This is a genomic window from Rhizobium sp. R634, assembly GCF_002211305.1.
Taxonomy (GTDB): Bacteria; Pseudomonadota; Alphaproteobacteria; order Rhizobiales; family Rhizobiaceae; genus Rhizobium.
This window is the reverse complement of record NZ_LOKW01000002.1, coordinates 182,121-197,794: the sequence shown is the minus strand read 5'-3', so window position 1 is coordinate 197,794 and position 15,674 is coordinate 182,121. Positions and strand designations below refer to the sequence as shown.

At 63.0% G+C, this 15,674-nt stretch carries 10 protein-coding genes; 5 read left to right on the top strand and 5 right to left on the bottom strand.

Annotated elements, in window-relative coordinates; genetic code table 11:
- The first annotated feature begins 134 nt into the window (after nt 1-134).
- Together ATY77_RS05135 and ATY77_RS05130 are read left to right on the top strand one after the other, a co-directional pair.
- The gene (locus ATY77_RS05135) at nt 135-1,169 is read left to right on the top strand and encodes an SPFH domain-containing protein (protein WP_088686400.1); all 1,035 of its coding nucleotides are present in this window, start codon (nt 135-137) and stop codon (nt 1,167-1,169) included.
- Between the two features lie 3 nt (nt 1,170-1,172).
- Nucleotides 1,173-1,628, top strand: coding sequence for an NfeD family protein (locus ATY77_RS05130; protein WP_088686399.1), 456 nt, complete (start codon nt 1,173-1,175; stop codon nt 1,626-1,628).
- Between the two features lie 14 nt (nt 1,629-1,642).
- Here ATY77_RS05130 and ATY77_RS05125 read toward each other — a convergent pair whose 3' ends face one another.
- A complete protein-coding gene (locus tag ATY77_RS05125) occupies nt 1,643-2,638 on the bottom strand; it encodes a KpsF/GutQ family sugar-phosphate isomerase (protein ID WP_088686398.1) in 996 nt (331 codons plus the stop codon).
- A 143-nt stretch (nt 2,639-2,781) separates the two neighbouring features.
- Here ATY77_RS05125 and ATY77_RS05120 point away from each other — a divergent pair, with 143 nt between their 5' ends.
- Complete coding sequence (locus ATY77_RS05120; protein ID WP_088686397.1) at nt 2,782-4,317, top strand: outer membrane beta-barrel protein; 1,536 nt, start codon at nt 2,782-2,784, stop codon at nt 4,315-4,317.
- Between the two features lie 58 nt (nt 4,318-4,375).
- Here ATY77_RS05120 and galU read toward each other — a convergent pair whose 3' ends face one another.
- Nucleotides 4,376-5,263: a UTP--glucose-1-phosphate uridylyltransferase GalU gene (gene galU, locus ATY77_RS05115; RefSeq protein ID WP_088686396.1), complete on the bottom strand. Its 888-nt coding sequence runs from the start codon at nt 5,261-5,263 to the stop codon at nt 4,376-4,378.
- A gap of 203 nt (nt 5,264-5,466) precedes the next feature.
- On the opposite strand from galU, the gene ATY77_RS05110 reads away from it, so the two are divergent.
- A complete protein-coding gene (locus ATY77_RS05110; protein WP_088686395.1) occupies nt 5,467-6,690 on the top strand; it encodes a lytic murein transglycosylase in 1,224 nt (407 codons plus the stop codon).
- A gap of 63 nt (nt 6,691-6,753) precedes the next feature.
- Nucleotides 6,754-7,992, top strand: coding sequence for a DUF459 domain-containing protein (locus ATY77_RS05105; protein WP_190237583.1), 1,239 nt, complete (start codon nt 6,754-6,756; stop codon nt 7,990-7,992).
- An 80-nt stretch (nt 7,993-8,072) separates the two neighbouring features.
- Here ATY77_RS05105 and ATY77_RS05100 read toward each other — a convergent pair whose 3' ends face one another.
- The 3 genes from ATY77_RS05100 to gltB all read right to left on the bottom strand — a co-directional run bounded on the left by ATY77_RS05100 (nt 8,073) and on the right by gltB (nt 15,400).
- The gene (locus ATY77_RS05100; RefSeq protein WP_088686394.1) at nt 8,073-8,705 is read right to left on the bottom strand and encodes a hypothetical protein; all 633 of its coding nucleotides are present in this window, start codon (nt 8,703-8,705) and stop codon (nt 8,073-8,075) included.
- 293 nt (nt 8,706-8,998) lie between these two features.
- On the bottom strand, nt 8,999-10,453 hold the full coding sequence (locus ATY77_RS05095; protein ID WP_088686393.1) for a glutamate synthase subunit beta: 1,455 nt from the start codon (nt 10,451-10,453) through the stop codon (nt 8,999-9,001).
- 222 nt (nt 10,454-10,675) lie between these two features.
- Nucleotides 10,676-15,400 (bottom strand): glutamate synthase large subunit, encoded by a 4,725-nt coding sequence (gene gltB / locus ATY77_RS05090; protein WP_190237582.1) that lies wholly within the window; start codon nt 15,398-15,400, stop codon nt 10,676-10,678.
- Nucleotides 15,401-15,674: the final 274 nt, after the last annotated feature.

The window sequence follows — 15,674 nt, the reverse complement described above, 5'->3', positions numbered from 1 at the left end:
GGACCTGCCGAACAGACCTCCTTTTCCGTTGGAAGCCGGCCTCGTCGTGCCGTGATTTCATCCTCGCAAAGAACATGCTAACTCACCACATTAGTTGTGGGGCGCGGGCGCATGCGCCGATGGGAGGATTTTTCATGCTGTTCGGCGGCTTCGACATCGTCGTGATCGTTCTGGTCATCTTCGTCATCCTGGTGCTCTTTGCCGGGATCAAGACCGTGCCGCAGGGCTATCGCTATACGATCGAACGCTTCGGGCGTTATACCCGCACGCTGGAGCCTGGCCTCAACCTCATCACCCCCTTCATCGAGCGCGTCGGCGCCCGGTTGAACGTGATGGAGCAGGTGCTGAACGTGCCCACCCAGGAAGTGATCACCAAGGACAATGCCTCGGTTTCGGCCGATGCCGTCGCCTTCTATCAGGTGCTGAACGCCGCCCAGTCCGCCTATCAGGTCTCCAACCTCGAAAACGCCATCCTCAACCTCACCATGACCAACATTCGTTCGGTTATGGGCTCCATGGATCTCGACGAGCTGCTTTCAAACCGTGATGCGATCAACGACCGCTTGTTGCGCGTCGTCGACGAGGCGGTGCAGCCCTGGGGCATCAAGGTCACCCGCGTCGAAATCAAGGACATTCAGCCGCCGCGCGACCTCGTCGACGCCATGGCCCGGCAGATGAAGGCCGAGCGCGAGAAGCGCGCCCAGGTGCTGGAAGCCGAAGGTTCGCGCAATGCGCAGATCCTCAGGGCCGAGGGCGCCAAGCAATCCGCCATCCTGCAGGCCGAAGGCCAGCGCGAAGCCGCCTTCCGCAATGCCGAAGCCCGCGAGCGCCTGGCCGAGGCAGAAGCCAAGGCGACGAGAATGGTCTCCGAAGCGATTGCCGCCGGCGACGTCCAGGCGATCAACTATTTCGTCGCGCAGAAATACACCGAGGCGCTCACCTCGATCGGTTCGGCACCCAATTCCAAGATCGTGCTGATGCCGATGGAAGCCTCTTCCATCCTGAGTTCGCTCGGCGGCATCGGCGCCATTGCCCGTGAAGTCTTTGGTGATGCCGGCAACAACCCGGCAACGCCGCTGCCGCCGCGTCCGCGCCCCGCACCGGTCCGCTCGACGCCGCCGATCAATCCGCCGAGCCCCAATCCCTTCAACCCGGATCCGGAGCGCTAAGCCATGCTGGCGAAGATCGTCGCCGAACTCGGGCCCTGGAGCTGGTGGGTGGCAGGCCTCGTGCTGCTTGCCGCCGAGATGATGGTGCCCGGCTTCTTCCTGGTCTGGATCGGCCTTGCCGCCCTGATCGTCGGCGCGCTGTCGCTGCTTTTCTGGGACAGCGCCTTCTGGGTCTGGGAGCTGCAGGCAATCCTTTTTGCGCTGCTGGCCGTCGCCACGACCTTTGCCGGCCGGCGGCTGGTGCTGCGCCATGCCGCCACCGACGAGCCCTTCCTCAATCAGCGCGGCGCGAGCCTCGTCGGCCGGACGGCGACATTGCAGGAACCGATCCGCGAGGGCCGCGGCCGCATCCGTCTCGACGATACGCTATGGCAGGTGATGGGACCCGACCTTCCCGTGGGAACGCAGGTCAAGGTGGTCTCGAGCAACGGCCGCGACCTCAGGGTCGAGCCGATCTGACCCAACAATTCTGATCAGGCGACGCCGATCCGCAGCAGGTCGTGGAAATGCACCAGCCCGATCGGTCGGCCGTCGTCATCGATGACGATCAGCGCGCCGATATGATGCTGGTTGAGCAGCGCGAGCGCCGCGGTCGCCAGCATCGTCGGCTTCACCGTCTTCGGCGTCTTCGTCATGACGTCGTCGACGGCGAGTTCGGCAAGATTGCGGGTCAGATTGCGCGACATGTCGCCGTCGGTGACGATGCCGCAGAGCCGGCCATCCTCGTCGAGCACGCCGACGCAGCCGAAATGCTTGCGCGACAGCACCGTGATCGCCTCCGGCATCGGCGTGCCCTTGGCGACAAGCGGCAGCCGCTCGCCGGTATGCATGATATCGGCGACATGGGTGAGGCTCGCGCCGAGTTTGCCGCCCGGATGGAAGACGTGGAAATCGGTGGCGGTAAAGCCGCGTGCCTCCAGGAGCGCCACCGCGAGCGCATCGCCGAGCGCGAGCTGCATCAGCGTCGAAGTCGTCGGCGCCAGACCGTTCGGGCAGGCTTCCTGTTCGTTCGGCACCAGAAGCACGATGTCGGCAGCCGTCGCAAGCGAAGAGCGCTCGCCGCAGGTGAGCGCGATCAGCGGAATGGAGAAGCGCCGCGTGAAGGAGATGATGCTCTTGAGCTCGGCGCTCTCGCCGCCCTTGGAAATCGCCAGCACGACGTCGTCGCGCGCGATCATGCCGAGGTCGCCGTGATTGGCTTCGGCCGCATGCACGAAGAAGGCGGGTGTCCCGGTCGAAGCAAATGTCGCCGCCATCTTCGCGCCGATATGCCCGCTTTTGCCGACGCCGGTGACGATCACGCGTCCGGAGATGTCCCCGATGACTTCGATGGCCCGCGTAAAGGGGCCGGCCAATCCGTTGTCGAAAGCCTGCTCGAGTGCTTCAAGACCGCGTTTTTCGGTCTCTATCGTGCGTTTTGCCGATTCGAGCACGCTGTTTTCGACGAGTTTGACCGCTCTTCTGTTCATGCAGATGCGTTAGACCTTTTCACTTTCCGAGTCCACCCTGGGATATTTCCGAATTGTGAACAACGCTTGGCCCCGGCAACGAATGATTAACCACAAGGCTTTACCTTTGGGTAAGAACCGAAAGCATGTCAGGCGCGAATTGCATGGGCCAGCCAAAACAGACGAGCAGTGTGACGCCGCTCCGCGCCATGAGCCGTGTCGTCTGCTTGACTGCGTTCGGCAGCCTGCTTCTCGGCCAGACGGCGGCCTTCGCGCAGTCGGCTACGCAAGTTCAGGCAAACACCGCAGACAGCCGCTCCGCCGCCCAGGGCAGCACCACGAATGCCGCCGTCGGTTTCGATGACGAAACCGACGTTTCCGCTGCTCCAGCGGCAGCCGGGGCGGCTGGAAATGCGGATGAAGCCCAGCAAAGGCCCGCCATATCGGATGCGCAATCCGGCGACGATATCACCGGCTCCATCCTCGATGATGACATACGCCGGCTGAACACCCGCGAACCAGGGATCGACGAAACGCTGCCGCGCCGCAAGGCCGCCGAAAGCGCCTCGACTGCGGAAACGCCGGGCATCCCGATCGGCACTTTCGTGCTCCGCCCGACCGTGACACAGAGCATCAACACCGAGACCACCAAGGACGGCAACACCCGCCAACAGCGCGCTTTCCTCGAAACCGATGCGGCCGCGACGCTCACCTCCGACTGGGGCCGGCATCAGCTGACCGTCACCTCGGAAGGCGCCTGGCAGCAGAATATCAGCGGCGAAGGCGAGGAACAGCCCTCCTTCAAGGTCAACGGCGACCTCCGGCTGGATCTTCCCGACGATACGGTCGCGCACCTCACCGCGGGTTACAATTTCTACCGGGAAGATACCGACGATCCCGACGCCATCGCCGATGCCACGCAGCAGTCGGACGTGCAGGAGTTCACTGCCGGCGCCTCCGTCCAGCGCGATTTCGGCATCCTGCGCGGCACGACGGCGCTGGCGCTCACCCGCTCGATCTATTCCGACGCCACGCTGGCAAACGGCACGACCGTGACCTTGAGCGACCGCAACCAGACCACGGGCACCTTGCGCGGCCGCGTCGGTTATGAGTTGTCGCCTGCGCTCATTCCCTTCATCGAGGCCACGATCGGCCGGACTCTCTATGACGAAACGCGCGATTCCGCCGGTTACGAGCGTTCGGGCCATAGCTACGGCGCCAAGGCCGGCATCGAGGTCGATCTCGGCGAAAAGCTGAAGGGTGAGGTCGGCATCGGCTACGAGAGAGCGGACTTCGAAGACAGCCGGCTGTCTTCGATCGACACCGCTACGCTCGATGCGAGCCTGCTCTGGTCGCCGATCCGCGGCACCGATGTCAATCTCGACCTGCAGACGAGCATCCAGCCGACGACCACGCCGGGCGAGAGCGGCTACGTCTCGCACGCGCTAACGACGACTGTCACCCATCAGCTGCGCGACAATCTGGTCGGCACGATGATCGGCGGCGTCATATGGCGCGACTATCCCACCGACAGCAGCATCAACGACGAACTCGTCTACACCGCGGCGACCGGCCTGACCTGGAACATCAACCGCTACCTCGATCTCACCAGCACGCTGGGCTACGAGCTGACCACCCGCAAGGAAGGCGACGATTCCCAGCAATGGCGGGCCGGCGTCGGCCTCAAGCTAAAACGCTAAGCGCCGCACATCTGGTAGGATGCGCGGCGCTCTGTCACTGAATAATTTGGCGGAAAGCTTACTTCAGGCCGGCCAGCAATGCCTTGAAGCCGCCTTCGACGGTCGGGCGGATATCGGCGCGTTCGAGGGCGTAGGCGACGTTTGCCAGGATGAAGCCATCCTTGGCGCCGCAGTCATAGGTCGTGCCGCGGAAGTGGTAACCGGCGAAGTCCTGTTCCTTCAAGAGCTTCAGCATGCCGTCGGTGAGCTGGATCTCGTTGCCGGCGCCGCGCTCCTGGGTTTCGAGGATCTTGAAGATCTCCGGCTGCAGGATGTAGCGGCCGTTGATAAAGAAGTTGGAAGGCGCCGTTCCCTTGGCAGGCTTCTCCACCATGCCGGTGATGCGGAAGCCGTCGCCGATCGCTTCGCCGACGCCGACGATGCCGTATTTATGTGCCTGATCGGGTGCGCATTCCTCGACGGCGATGATATTGCCGCCGCTCTGGCCGTAAAGGTCGATCATGCCCTTCATGCAGCCCTTTTCGCCCTTCATGATCATATCGGGCAACAGCAGCGCGAAGGGCTCGTCGCCGACGATTTCGCGCGCGCACCATACGGCGTGGCCGAGGCCGAGCGGCTCCTGCTGACGGGTAAAGCTCACCGTGCCTGCCTTGGGAAGCTGTTGCTGCAGGAGGGTGATTTCCGCCTTCTTAGCGCGCTCCTTGAGCGTCTGCTCGAGCTCGAAATGAATGTCGAAATAATCTTCGATGACGTGCTTGTTGCGCCCGGTGACGAAAACCAGATGCTCGATGCCGGCCTCGATCGCCTCATCGACGACATATTGAATGATCGGCTTGTCGACGACGGTCAACATTTCCTTCGGAACAGCCTTCGTTGCCGGCAGGAACCGCGTCCCCAAGCCTGCTACCGGAAAAACTGCTTTACGAACTTTATTCTGATGCGCCACACAGGCCTCCTGCTTTGACTAAATCGCCTTGTAAATAAAGCCGTTCACGTCTGACTAGTATAGAATTGCAACTGTTTTGCAACTGGTGACCTCAGCGGACGGTCATGGTAAAGATTTTGTTGACTCCGTTCCTGTAGTCTCGGGTCTGGGCGGACATGACGCCCTGCTGCGCCTGAAACTGAAGATGTGGGATACGACTGTCGATGACCCAGAATCACAAAAACTCCCTTCGTGGTCTTGCTCTCGCTCTTATTGTCGCCGCCCAGGTTGGGCTGGTCCCCGACAACGCGAAAGCTGATTCCCGGTTCCAGAAATGGATCGCGGATTTTTACCAAACAGCCGCTCAGAGTGGCATCAGTAAGGCAACCTATCAAAAGGCCTTTTCTGGGGTCACCGAGCCCGATCCCACCGTGCTCGAAAAGGCTGCCTATCAGCCGGAATTCACTTCGAAGATCTGGGACTACGTCGATTCCCGCGTCAATCCCTATACCGTCAAGATCGGCCGCGAGATGGCCGCCAAGCATGCGCGCACCCTCAATGCGATCCAGCAGCGCTTCGGCGTCGACAAGAGCATTCTGCTCGCCATCTGGTCGATGGAATCGAACTACGGCGCGATCCTCGACAAGGACGACCGGCTGCATTACGTGCCGCGCGCCCTGGCAACGCTCGCCTATGCCGATCCGCGCCGCGCCAAATTCGCCAAGAAGCAGCTGGTCGCCGCGCTGAAGATCCTGCAGAGCGGCGATGTGCCGGCGCGTGAGATGACCGGCTCCTGGGCGGGCGCCATGGGCCACACCCAGTTCATCCCGACGAGCTACCTGCTTTATGCCGTCGATGCCGACGGCAACGGTCATCGCGACATCTGGAATTCGGTGCCCGACGCGCTGGCGACCTCGGCCAACCTCTTGATGAAGAACGGCTGGGATACCGGCAAGACCTGGGGCTACGAGGTCGTCGTTCCCGCAGCCGCAGCCAAGCAGTCCGGCAAAACCCATACGCTCGCCCAATGGGCGGAGCTCGGCCTGAAGCGTCCGAACGGCAAGGCCTTCCGCGAAGGCGGCACCAAGGCCGTGCTGAAGATGCCGGCCGGGCCGGGTGGCCCGGGCTTCCTGATGACGGCCAATTTCTTCACCATCAAGAATTACAATGCGTCGGACAGCTACGCGCTCGCCGTTGGCCTGCTGGCCGATCAGATCGCCGGATACGGCGGCATGCAGCAGCGCTGGCCGCGCCCGGATGGCGCCCTCGACATCACCGAAAAATTCGAGCTGCAGACCCGCCTGAAGACGCTCGGCTATTACAATGGCGAAGTCGACGGCAATTTCGGCTCTGGTTCGAAAGCGGCGATATCAGCGGTGCAGGAGCGGATCGGCATGCAGCCGGACGGCGAGCCCTCGCTGCCTCTTCTGAACGCACTCCGCCGCTAGAAGCGGCGGAACCGTGACCTAAATAAATAGCGGGAGTGGACGCTGGCCTGCCCTGCGTGCAAGATGCCGGCAGATGCGGAACTGCCCATGATGAAGAAAACCGACCGGACCCGTAAAATCCGCTGGCTCACGCTCGCCCTGACGGCGGCGTCGCTCTGCCTCGGTGCGTTTGCGCCGGTGCATGTCGCAGAAGCTCAGGAGCAGCGCTACCAGCGCCGGTCGATCCTTGATTTCTTCCTCGGCCGACGCTATCTCGACGAAGGTCCGCAGGCTCCCGATGTCCCGCAGCCGAAACGCCAGCAGCGCAAGCGCCCGCCGGCGCAGAAAGCCGTGGTTAATACCCGCACCGCGCCGCCTGTGCGGCCGCCAGTGCAGGAGGAACCTGTCGTTCAGAAGCTCGGCGACGCCAAGAAGATCTTGATCGTCGGCGATTTCCTTGCCAGCGGCCTTGGTGACGGTCTCACCGCTGCCTTCGAGACCTCGCCCGGCGTCATCGTCGAAGCCCGCGGCAACGTCTCCTCCGGTCTCGTCCGCGACGATTATTACGACTGGCCGGAACAGCTGCCGAAGATGATCGACGAGCTGAAGCCGGCAATGGTCGTCGTCATGATCGGCGCCAACGATCGTCAGCAGATGGTGACCGACACCGCCAAGGAAAAATTCCGCACCGACGGCTGGTTCACCGAATATCGCCGCCGCGTCCTTTCCTTCGGCAAGGAAGTCACCGAACGCAAGATCCCCTTGCTTTGGGTCGGGCTTCCCGCCTTCGAATCCGATCAGATGACGGCCGATGCCGTCCAGATGAACCAGCTCTACCGCAACCAGGTGGAGAGCATCGGCGGCGAATTCGTCGATATCTGGGATGGCTTCGTCGACGAAAACGGCAACTTCATCGTCACCGGTTCGGATGTGAACGGCCAGCAGGTGCGCCTGCGCACCTCCGACGGCATCAACCTCACGCAGGCCGGCCGCCGCAAGATTGCTTTCTATGTGGAAAAGCCTGCCCGCCGCATTCTCGGCACCCAGGCAAGCCCGGATCTGGTGCGGCTGGACGAAAGCGCCATGCCGGGTCTCGGCCTTCCCACCAATCCGGTCGAGCACACCGTGCCGATCAGCCTCTCCGACCCCAATCTCGACGGCGGCACCGAGCTTCTCGGGGCAAGGCCGCCGCCCGTGACGCTGACGAAATCGCCGCGCGATCTTCTCGTCGAGCAGGGCGAGATGACGCCGGCGCCCGTCGGACGTGTCGATGATTACCGGATGCCGGCGGCCAAGACGCCGGCCGAAGTCTCGGTAAAATGAGAAAGCGGTGCGAGCATGATGCCGAAAAGCGTCTGCGGTTTTCGGACGACATCATGCTCTGATGATAGCCTTCATTCCCTTCACTTCGCAGCCGCCTGCGGCCAGTTCAGATAATAGTAGTTCGAACCGATCAGGCCGAAGAAGGCATTGCCGCCATTCGTCTGGTCGACATAGCTGCCGTTTTCCTTAACGAAGGCGCCGTCTGAGCCACGCTCCAGATGTGCATTGAGGAAGTCGCTCCAGCCACTGACGTCGATCGCCTCGCCGGCCTTGCTTTCGGTATCCGCCTCCTCGGGATCGTCGACGTCCCAGGCGGCGACCGACACGCCCTGCGTCGGATCGGAGATGGCGAGCGTGCCGGCCTCCAGCGCCGCCAGCATATCGTGAGCCTTGCCGCTCTCGCCTTCGGCCGCAGCCGCATCCTGCAGCTGCTGCTTCAGCATCGACATGAAGGAGGCGCTGGTGATATCGGCGCTCTCACCCGTCGCACCGGTCTCTTCGGTCGTGTCGCTCTGGGATGAAAGCGTGTCGAGCAGCCCTGACAGGGCCTGGTTGGAAAGAAGCGATGCGGAGCTCGAATCGAGCCCGTAGCTGCTCAGGATACTGGCCGCCGACGAACTTTGCGCATCCTGCTCGCCGTCGTCGGAATTGCGGAGGTTCTTCAGGGCATATTGGGCCGAAACCAGCCGTGTGCTGTCAACTGCGGAAACCATTTGAAAAATCCTTGTCGATCGTTCACGGCGGTCAATATCCCCAGAGCCGCGGCCGATGGTGAAATGCCTTGGCCGAAACGGCGGGGCACCTCCGCTCCGGTCGCCGCTGGCTCTTCCGGAGCCCGCGTCCGGCGCAAACTTCACGCCCCGGCATTGCTCGAGGCTTGCGCGGAAGACCGGCGCGTCAAGCGGTCGCACCGGCAATAAAGACCTGGGTCGGATGCAACACTCCATAAAAAAACTCCGCCGGTGAAGGCGGAGTCGTGTCGTCCTAAGCCCGTGTGAGCCGGCTGTCAGTGCGGCAGCACGGTCGAGCCCATCAAGGCCTCGTCGATGGCGCGAGCGGCCTGACGGCCTTCGCGGATCGCCCAGACCACCAGCGACTGGCCGCGGCGCACGTCGCCCGCCGTCCAGAACTTGTCGACCGAGGTCTTGTAGTCGCGATCGTTGGCGACGACGTTGGTCGAGCCGCGCCTGTCGGTGTTGAGCGTCAGCTTGCCTTCGAGCTCCTTCAGCACGCTTGTCGTAAACGGGCCGCGGAAACCGATGGCGATGAAAGCGAGATCGGCACGAATGACGAATTCCGTGCCCGCGACCGGGCGGCGCCGCTCGTCGACCTCGCAGCATTTGACGCCGGTCAGCACGCCGTCTTCGCCGACGAATTCAAGCGTCGCCACCTGGAATTCGCGCACGGCGCCCTCGGCCTGCGAGGAGGAGGTACGCATCTTCGTCGCCCAGAAGGGCCAGACGGCAAGCTTGTCTTCCTTCTCCGGCGGCTGCGGCCGAATGTCGAGCTGGGTGACCTTGACGGCGCCCTGGCGGAACGCCGTGCCGACGCAGTCCGAAGCCGTGTCGCCGCCACCGACGACGACGACATGCTTGGCGCCGGCAAGGATCGGATCCGACGGCCAGCCGACGCTGTCGATGTTTTCACGCCCGACGCGGCGGTTCTGCTGCACGAGATAGGGCATCGCATCATGCACGCCGGCAAGGTCAATGCCCGGAATGCCCGCCTCGCGCGGCGTCTCGGAGCCGCCGCAGTAGAGAACGGCGTCATGGTCGGCGAGCAACTGCTCGACCTTGACGTCGACGCCGACATTGACGCCGCAATGGAAGGTGACGCCCTCGCCCTTCATCTGCTCGACGCGGCGGTCGATGAAGTTCTTCTCCATCTTGAAATCGGGAATGCCGTAACGCAGCAGGCCGCCGGGCTTCGTCTCGCGCTCGTAGACATGCACCTCGTGGCCGGCGCGGCCGAGCTGCTGGGCAGCCGCCATGCCGGCCGGGCCGGAGCCGATCACCGCGACCTTCTTGCCGGTATGGACGGTGGCCGGCTGCGGCCGGATGAAACCGAGCTCATACGCCTTGTCGGCAATCGCCTGTTCGACGGTCTTGATCGCGACCGGCGCATCCTCGAGATTCAGCGTACAGGCTTCCTCGCAAGGCGCGGGGCAGACACGGCCGGTGAACTCCGGGAAGTTGTTGGTCGAATGCAGGTTCTGGATCGCCGCTTCCCAATTGTTGTTGTAAACGAGGTCGTTCCAGTCAGGAATCTGGTTATGCACCGGGCAGCCGGTCGGGCCGTGACAATAGGGGATGCCACAGTCCATGCAGCGCGCCGCCTGTTTCTGCACTTCCGGGTCCGACATCGGGATCGTGAACTCGCGGAAATGACGGATGCGATCCGACGCCGGCTGGTACTTCGCCACCTGCCGGTCGATTTCCAGAAATCCTGTTACCTTACCCATTTCTTCGTCCCTTACCCTCATGACCGCCTCACTCGGGGCCAGTTGTCTGTCGTCAGTCCCGGTATCCCGGGCGGGTTGCTTCTCTTGACCGTCATTGGAACATATCCCCTGAAACATCCGCGCGATCTGGACGGCCTTTCGCCGGCATGATCGTCACGGGTCATCGAGACGTTTCCGACATCGGCCATCTGCGTTCGGCAGGCGGCCGATATCCGGCGCAAATCACTCTGCGGCGATGCCCATCCGGCTGCGTTCCATTTCCTCGAGCGCCCGACGATATTCGACCGGCATCACCTTGCGGAACTTCGGACGGTAGTCGGCCCAGTTGTCGAGGATCTGCTGGGCGCGGGATGAGCCCGTATAGTGCAGATGGTTGGAGATCAGCTGATAAAGGCGCTCCTCGTCGTGGCGTGTCATGTCACCCGAGACGTCGACGCGTCCCTTGTGCATGAGATCGCCGCCATGATGGTGCAGCTTCTCCAGCATGTCGTCCTCTTCCGGCACCGGCTCCAGCTCGACCATCGCCATGTTGCAGCGGCTGGCGAAATCGCCGGTTTCATCGAGCACGTAAGCGACACCGCCGGACATGCCGGCCGCGAAGTTGCGGCCCGTGGCGCCGAGCACGACGACGACACCGCCGGTCATATATTCGCAGCCATGATCGCCGACGCCTTCCACAATAGCGATCGCACCCGAGTTGCGGACGGCGAAACGTTCGCCCGCCACACCGCGGAAATAGCATTCGCCCTCGGTCGCGCCGTAAAGCACGGTGTTGCCGACGATGATCGAGTTCTCGGCGACGATCCGGGAATTCTCCGGCGGCCGGATGATGATCTTGCCGCCCGAAAGCCCCTTGCCGACATAGTCGTTGCCGTCGCCGATCAGGTTGAAGGTGACGCCGCGCGCCAGGAAGGCGCCGAAGCTCTGTCCCGCCGTGCCGCGAAGCGTCACATTTATCGTGTCTTCCTTCAGCCCGCGATGGCGGAAGCGCTTGGCGACTTCGCCGGACAGCATCGCGCCCGCCGACCGGTCGACGTTCTTGATGCCGACCTCGAAGGCGACGGGCGTCTTGTCCGTCAGCGCCGGCTGCGCCTGTTCGATCAGCGCCCGGTCGAGAATATCGTCGATCGGATGCTGTTGCCGGCTCGTCCAGAAGGTCTCCTCCTTGGGAGCGTCGATCTTGTGGAAGATACGGCTGAAGTCGAGACCCTTCGCCTTCCAGTGCGCCAGCATCTCGTCCTTCTCCAGCAACTCCGAAGCGCCGATGATGTCATCGAGCCGGGTGAAGCCGAGCGAGGCGAGGATTTCGCGCACTTCGTTGGCAACGAAGAAGAAGTAGTTGATGACGTGCTCCGGCGTGCCCTTGAAGCGCTTGCGCAGCACCGGATCCTGCGTCGCCACGCCGACCGGACAGGTGTTGAGATGGCACTTGCGCATCATGATGCAGCCAGCCGCAATCAGCGGCGCGGTGGCGAAGCCGAACTCGTCTGCGCCGAGCAGCGCTCCGATGATGACATCGCGGCCGGTCTTCAGGCCGCCGTCCACCTGCAGCGCGATGCGCGAACGCAAGCCGTTCAGCACCAGCGTTTGCTGGGTCTCGGCAAGGCCGATCTCCCAAGGGCTGCCGGCATGCTTGAGCGAGGTCAGCGGAGACGCGCCCGTCCCGCCATCGAAGCCCGCGACCGTGATATGGTCGGCGCGCGCCTTGGCGACACCGGCGGCGACGGTGCCGACGCCGACTTCGGAGACGAGCTTGACCGAAACGTCGGAAGTCGGGTTGACGTTCTTCAGATCGTAGATCAGCTGCGCCAGATCCTCGATCGAATAGATGTCGTGGTGCGGCGGCGGCGAGATCAGGCCGACGCCCGGGGTCGAGTGGCGGGTCTTGGCAACGGTGGCGTCGACCTTGTGACCCGGCAACTGGCCGCCTTCGCCGGGCTTGGCGCCCTGCGCGACCTTGATCTGCAGCACGTCGGCATTGACCAGATATTCGGTCGTGACGCCGAAGCGGCCCGAAGCGATCTGCTTGATCGCCGAACGTTCCGGGTTCATCGAACCATCCGAGAGCGGCATGTAGCGGTCGGATTCCTCGCCGCCTTCGCCTGTGTTCGACTTGCCGCCGATCCGGTTCATGGCGATCGCCAGCGTCGTATGCGCCTCCCTGGAGATCGAGCCGAAGGACATCGCCCCGGTCGAGAAACGCTTGACGATATCGGCGGCCGGCTCGACCTCGTCGATCGATACCGGCTTGCGTCCGAGCGCCTCGGCGCTCTTGATGTTGAAGAGCCCGCGGATCGTGTTCATCCGCAGCGCCGAATTGTTCACCATTTCCGAGAATTCGCGGTAGCGATCCTCGGCATTGCCGCGCACGGCATGCTGAAGGGCGGCAACCGCATCCGGGGTCCAGGCATGGCTTTCGCCGCGCATGCGGTAGGCATATTCGCCGCCGATATCGAGCGTTGTCGCCAGCAGCGGATCCTTGCCGAAGGCCGCGGTGTGGCGGGCAACGGTCTCCTCGGCGATCGCTTCGAGGCCGATGCCTTCGATCATCGTCGCGGTTCCGAAGAAATACTTGTCGACCAGCTCAGACGACAGGCCGATCGCATCGAAGATCTGCGCGCCGCAATAGGACTGGTAGGTCGAGATGCCCATCTTCGACATCACCTTGAGGATGCCTTTGCCGACCGCCTTGATGTAGCGGTAGACGATTTCCGAGGCATCGACTTCCTTCGGGAATTCGCCCTTGGCATGCATGTCGAGCAGCGTGTCGAAAGCGAGATAAGGGTTGATCGCCTCGGCGCCGTAGCCGGCGAGCAGGCAGAAATGATGCACTTCGCGCGGCTCCCCGGTCTCGACGACGAGACCGACGGAGGTGCGAAGCCCCTTGCGGATCAGGTGATGGTGCACGGCAGCCGTCGCCAACAGCGCCGGAATGGCGATTCTGTCGGGGCCGATCTGGCGGTCGGAGAGCACGATGATGTTGTAGCCGCCCTTGACGGCCGCCTCCGCGCGTTCGCAGAGCCGGTCCAGCATTTCGGGCATGCCGGCCGCACCGCGCTCGATGTCATAGGTGAAATCGAGCGTCTTGGTGTCGAAACGGTCTTCCGTATGGCCGATCGAGCGGATCTTTTCGAGATCGCCATTGGTCAGGATCGGCTGGCGCACTTCGAGGCGCTTGGCGTTTGCCATGCCCTCGTGGTCGAGAATGTTCGGGCGCGGGCCGATGAAGGAGACGAGGCTCATGACGAGCTCTTCGCGGATCGGATCGATCGGCGGGTTCGTCACCTGCGCGAAGTTCTGCTTGAAATAGGTATAGAGCAGCTTCGGCTTTTCCGACATCGCCGAGATCGGCGTATCCGTGCCCATCGAGCCGATCGCTTCCTGCCCCGTCGTCGCCATCGGCGACATCAGGATGCGGGTATCCTCGGTCGTGTAGCCGAAGGCCTGCTGACGGTCGAGCAGCGACACGTCGCGACGCAGCGCCCGGGGCTCCACCGGCTTCAGCTCTTCGAGGATGAGCTGGGTGCGGTCGAGCCAGCTGCGGTAGGGATGCGCCGTCGCGAGTTTCGACTTGACCTCGTCATCGGAGATGATGCGGCCTTCTTCCATGTCGATCAGCAGCATCTTGCCCGGCTGCAGGCGCCACTTCTGGATGATCTTCTCTTCCGGAACCGGCAGGACGCCGGCCTCGGATGCCATGATGACGCGGTCGTCATCGGTCACGAGGTAACGCGCCGGCCGCAGGCCGTTGCGGTCGAGCGTCGCGCCGATCTGCTTGCCGTCGGTGAAGGCAACGGCAGCCGGTCCGTCCCACGGCTCCATCAATGCCGCGTGATATTCGTAGAAAGCCTTGCGTTCGGCCGCCATCGACTGGTTGCCGGCCCAGGCTTCCGGGATCAGCATCATCACCGCATGCGCCAGCGAATAGCCGCCGCGCACCAGGAATTCCAGCGCATTGTCGAAGCAGGCCGTGTCCGACTGGCCCTCGTAGGAAATCGGCCAGAGCTTGGAAATGTCCTCTCCGAACAGCGGCGAAGAAACCGATGCCTGGCGCGCCGCCATCCAGTTGACGTTGCCGCGCAGCGTGTTGATCTCGCCGTTATGGGCGACCATGCGATAGGGGTGCGCGAGCTTCCACGACGGGAAGGTGTTGGTCGAAAAGCGCTGGTGCACGAGTGCCACCGCGCTTTCGAAACGCGGGTCGGACAAGTCCTTATAATAGGCGCCGACCTGATAGGCCAGGAACATGCCCTTGTAGACCACGGTCGCCGACGACAGCGAGACCGGATAGAAATTGCTCTCCTCGCCGTCGAACTCATCATAGATGCGGTTGGAGATGACCTTGCGCAGCGTGAACAGCCGGCGCTCGAACTCCTCGTTGTTTTCGGCATCCTCACCGGCGCCGATGAAGACCTGCACGTGATGCGGCTCGGTCGCGGCGATGTCAGGCGCCTTGGAGAGCGAGGAATTGTCGACAGGCACGTCGCGGAAGCCGATGAAGACCTGGCCCTCCTCGACGATGACGTCCTTGATCACCTTCTTGAAGTGCTCGATCTGCTTTTCGTCGCGCGGCATGAAGATATGGCCGACGCCATATTCGCCGGCCGGCGGCAGGGTGATGCCCTGCGCGGCCATTTCCTCGCGGAAGAACTGGTCCGGGATCTGCACCAGGATGCCTGCGCCGTCGCCCATCAGCGGATCGGCGCCGACGGCGCCGCGATGCGTCAGGTTCTCGAGAATGAAGAGGCCGTCCTTGACGATCTGGTGCGACTTCTCACCCTTCATATGCGCGACGAAGCCGACGCCGCAGGCATCATGTTCGTTGGAAGGATCGTAAAGCCCCTGTTTCTTCGGCAGGCCGGAGGCGGATTTGGACATATTGGCCGTCGCGCGCGCCTCGGCAGCAGCAAACCGGTCAAATTCCATGGATGGCGTCTTCGTCATCATCTTTCCTCCTGTCGAAGCCCACGGTGCCGCGGGCGGCTTTTCGTCCCGCGCCGCAACCTGAAAATAGGTTCGGCGCATGACAGCGCTGTTGCATTGTGAAGATCGCCGCAGACATCTGCTTCAAAGGAAAGCAAACCGTCGCGTTCCGCGCCTGCCATTCGCCTCCGCGCGCCGCCCATCGTGGGGCTTGGCGCTCGGAAGAACTATAACGTGAAAGCCCGCTTGTTCCAGGGCTTTCGGCGCCTCTTCGGCCGCAAAGGCCAAAATAGGACAG

Coding starts and splice junctions, on each gene's coding strand:
- ATY77_RS05135 (WP_088686400.1), top strand. CDS start 135: ATGCTGTTCGGCGGCTTCGACATCGTCGTGATCGTTCTGGTCATCTTC.
- ATY77_RS05120 (WP_088686397.1), top strand. CDS start 2,782: ATGGGCCAGCCAAAACAGACGAGCAGTGTGACGCCGCTCCGCGCCATG.
- ATY77_RS05125 (WP_088686398.1), bottom strand. CDS start 2,638: ATGAACAGAAGAGCGGTCAAACTCGTCGAAAACAGCGTGCTCGAATCG.
- gltB (WP_190237582.1), bottom strand. CDS start 15,400: ATGATGACGAAGACGCCATCCATGGAATTTGACCGGTTTGCTGCTGCC.
- ATY77_RS05105 (WP_190237583.1), top strand. CDS start 6,754: ATGCCGGCAGATGCGGAACTGCCCATGATGAAGAAAACCGACCGGACC.
- ATY77_RS05095 (WP_088686393.1), bottom strand. CDS start 10,453: ATGGGTAAGGTAACAGGATTTCTGGAAATCGACCGGCAGGTGGCGAAG.
- ATY77_RS05110 (WP_088686395.1), top strand. CDS start 5,467: ATGACCCAGAATCACAAAAACTCCCTTCGTGGTCTTGCTCTCGCTCTT.
- ATY77_RS05130 (WP_088686399.1), top strand. CDS start 1,173: ATGCTGGCGAAGATCGTCGCCGAACTCGGGCCCTGGAGCTGGTGGGTG.
- ATY77_RS05100 (WP_088686394.1), bottom strand. CDS start 8,705: ATGGTTTCCGCAGTTGACAGCACACGGCTGGTTTCGGCCCAATATGCC.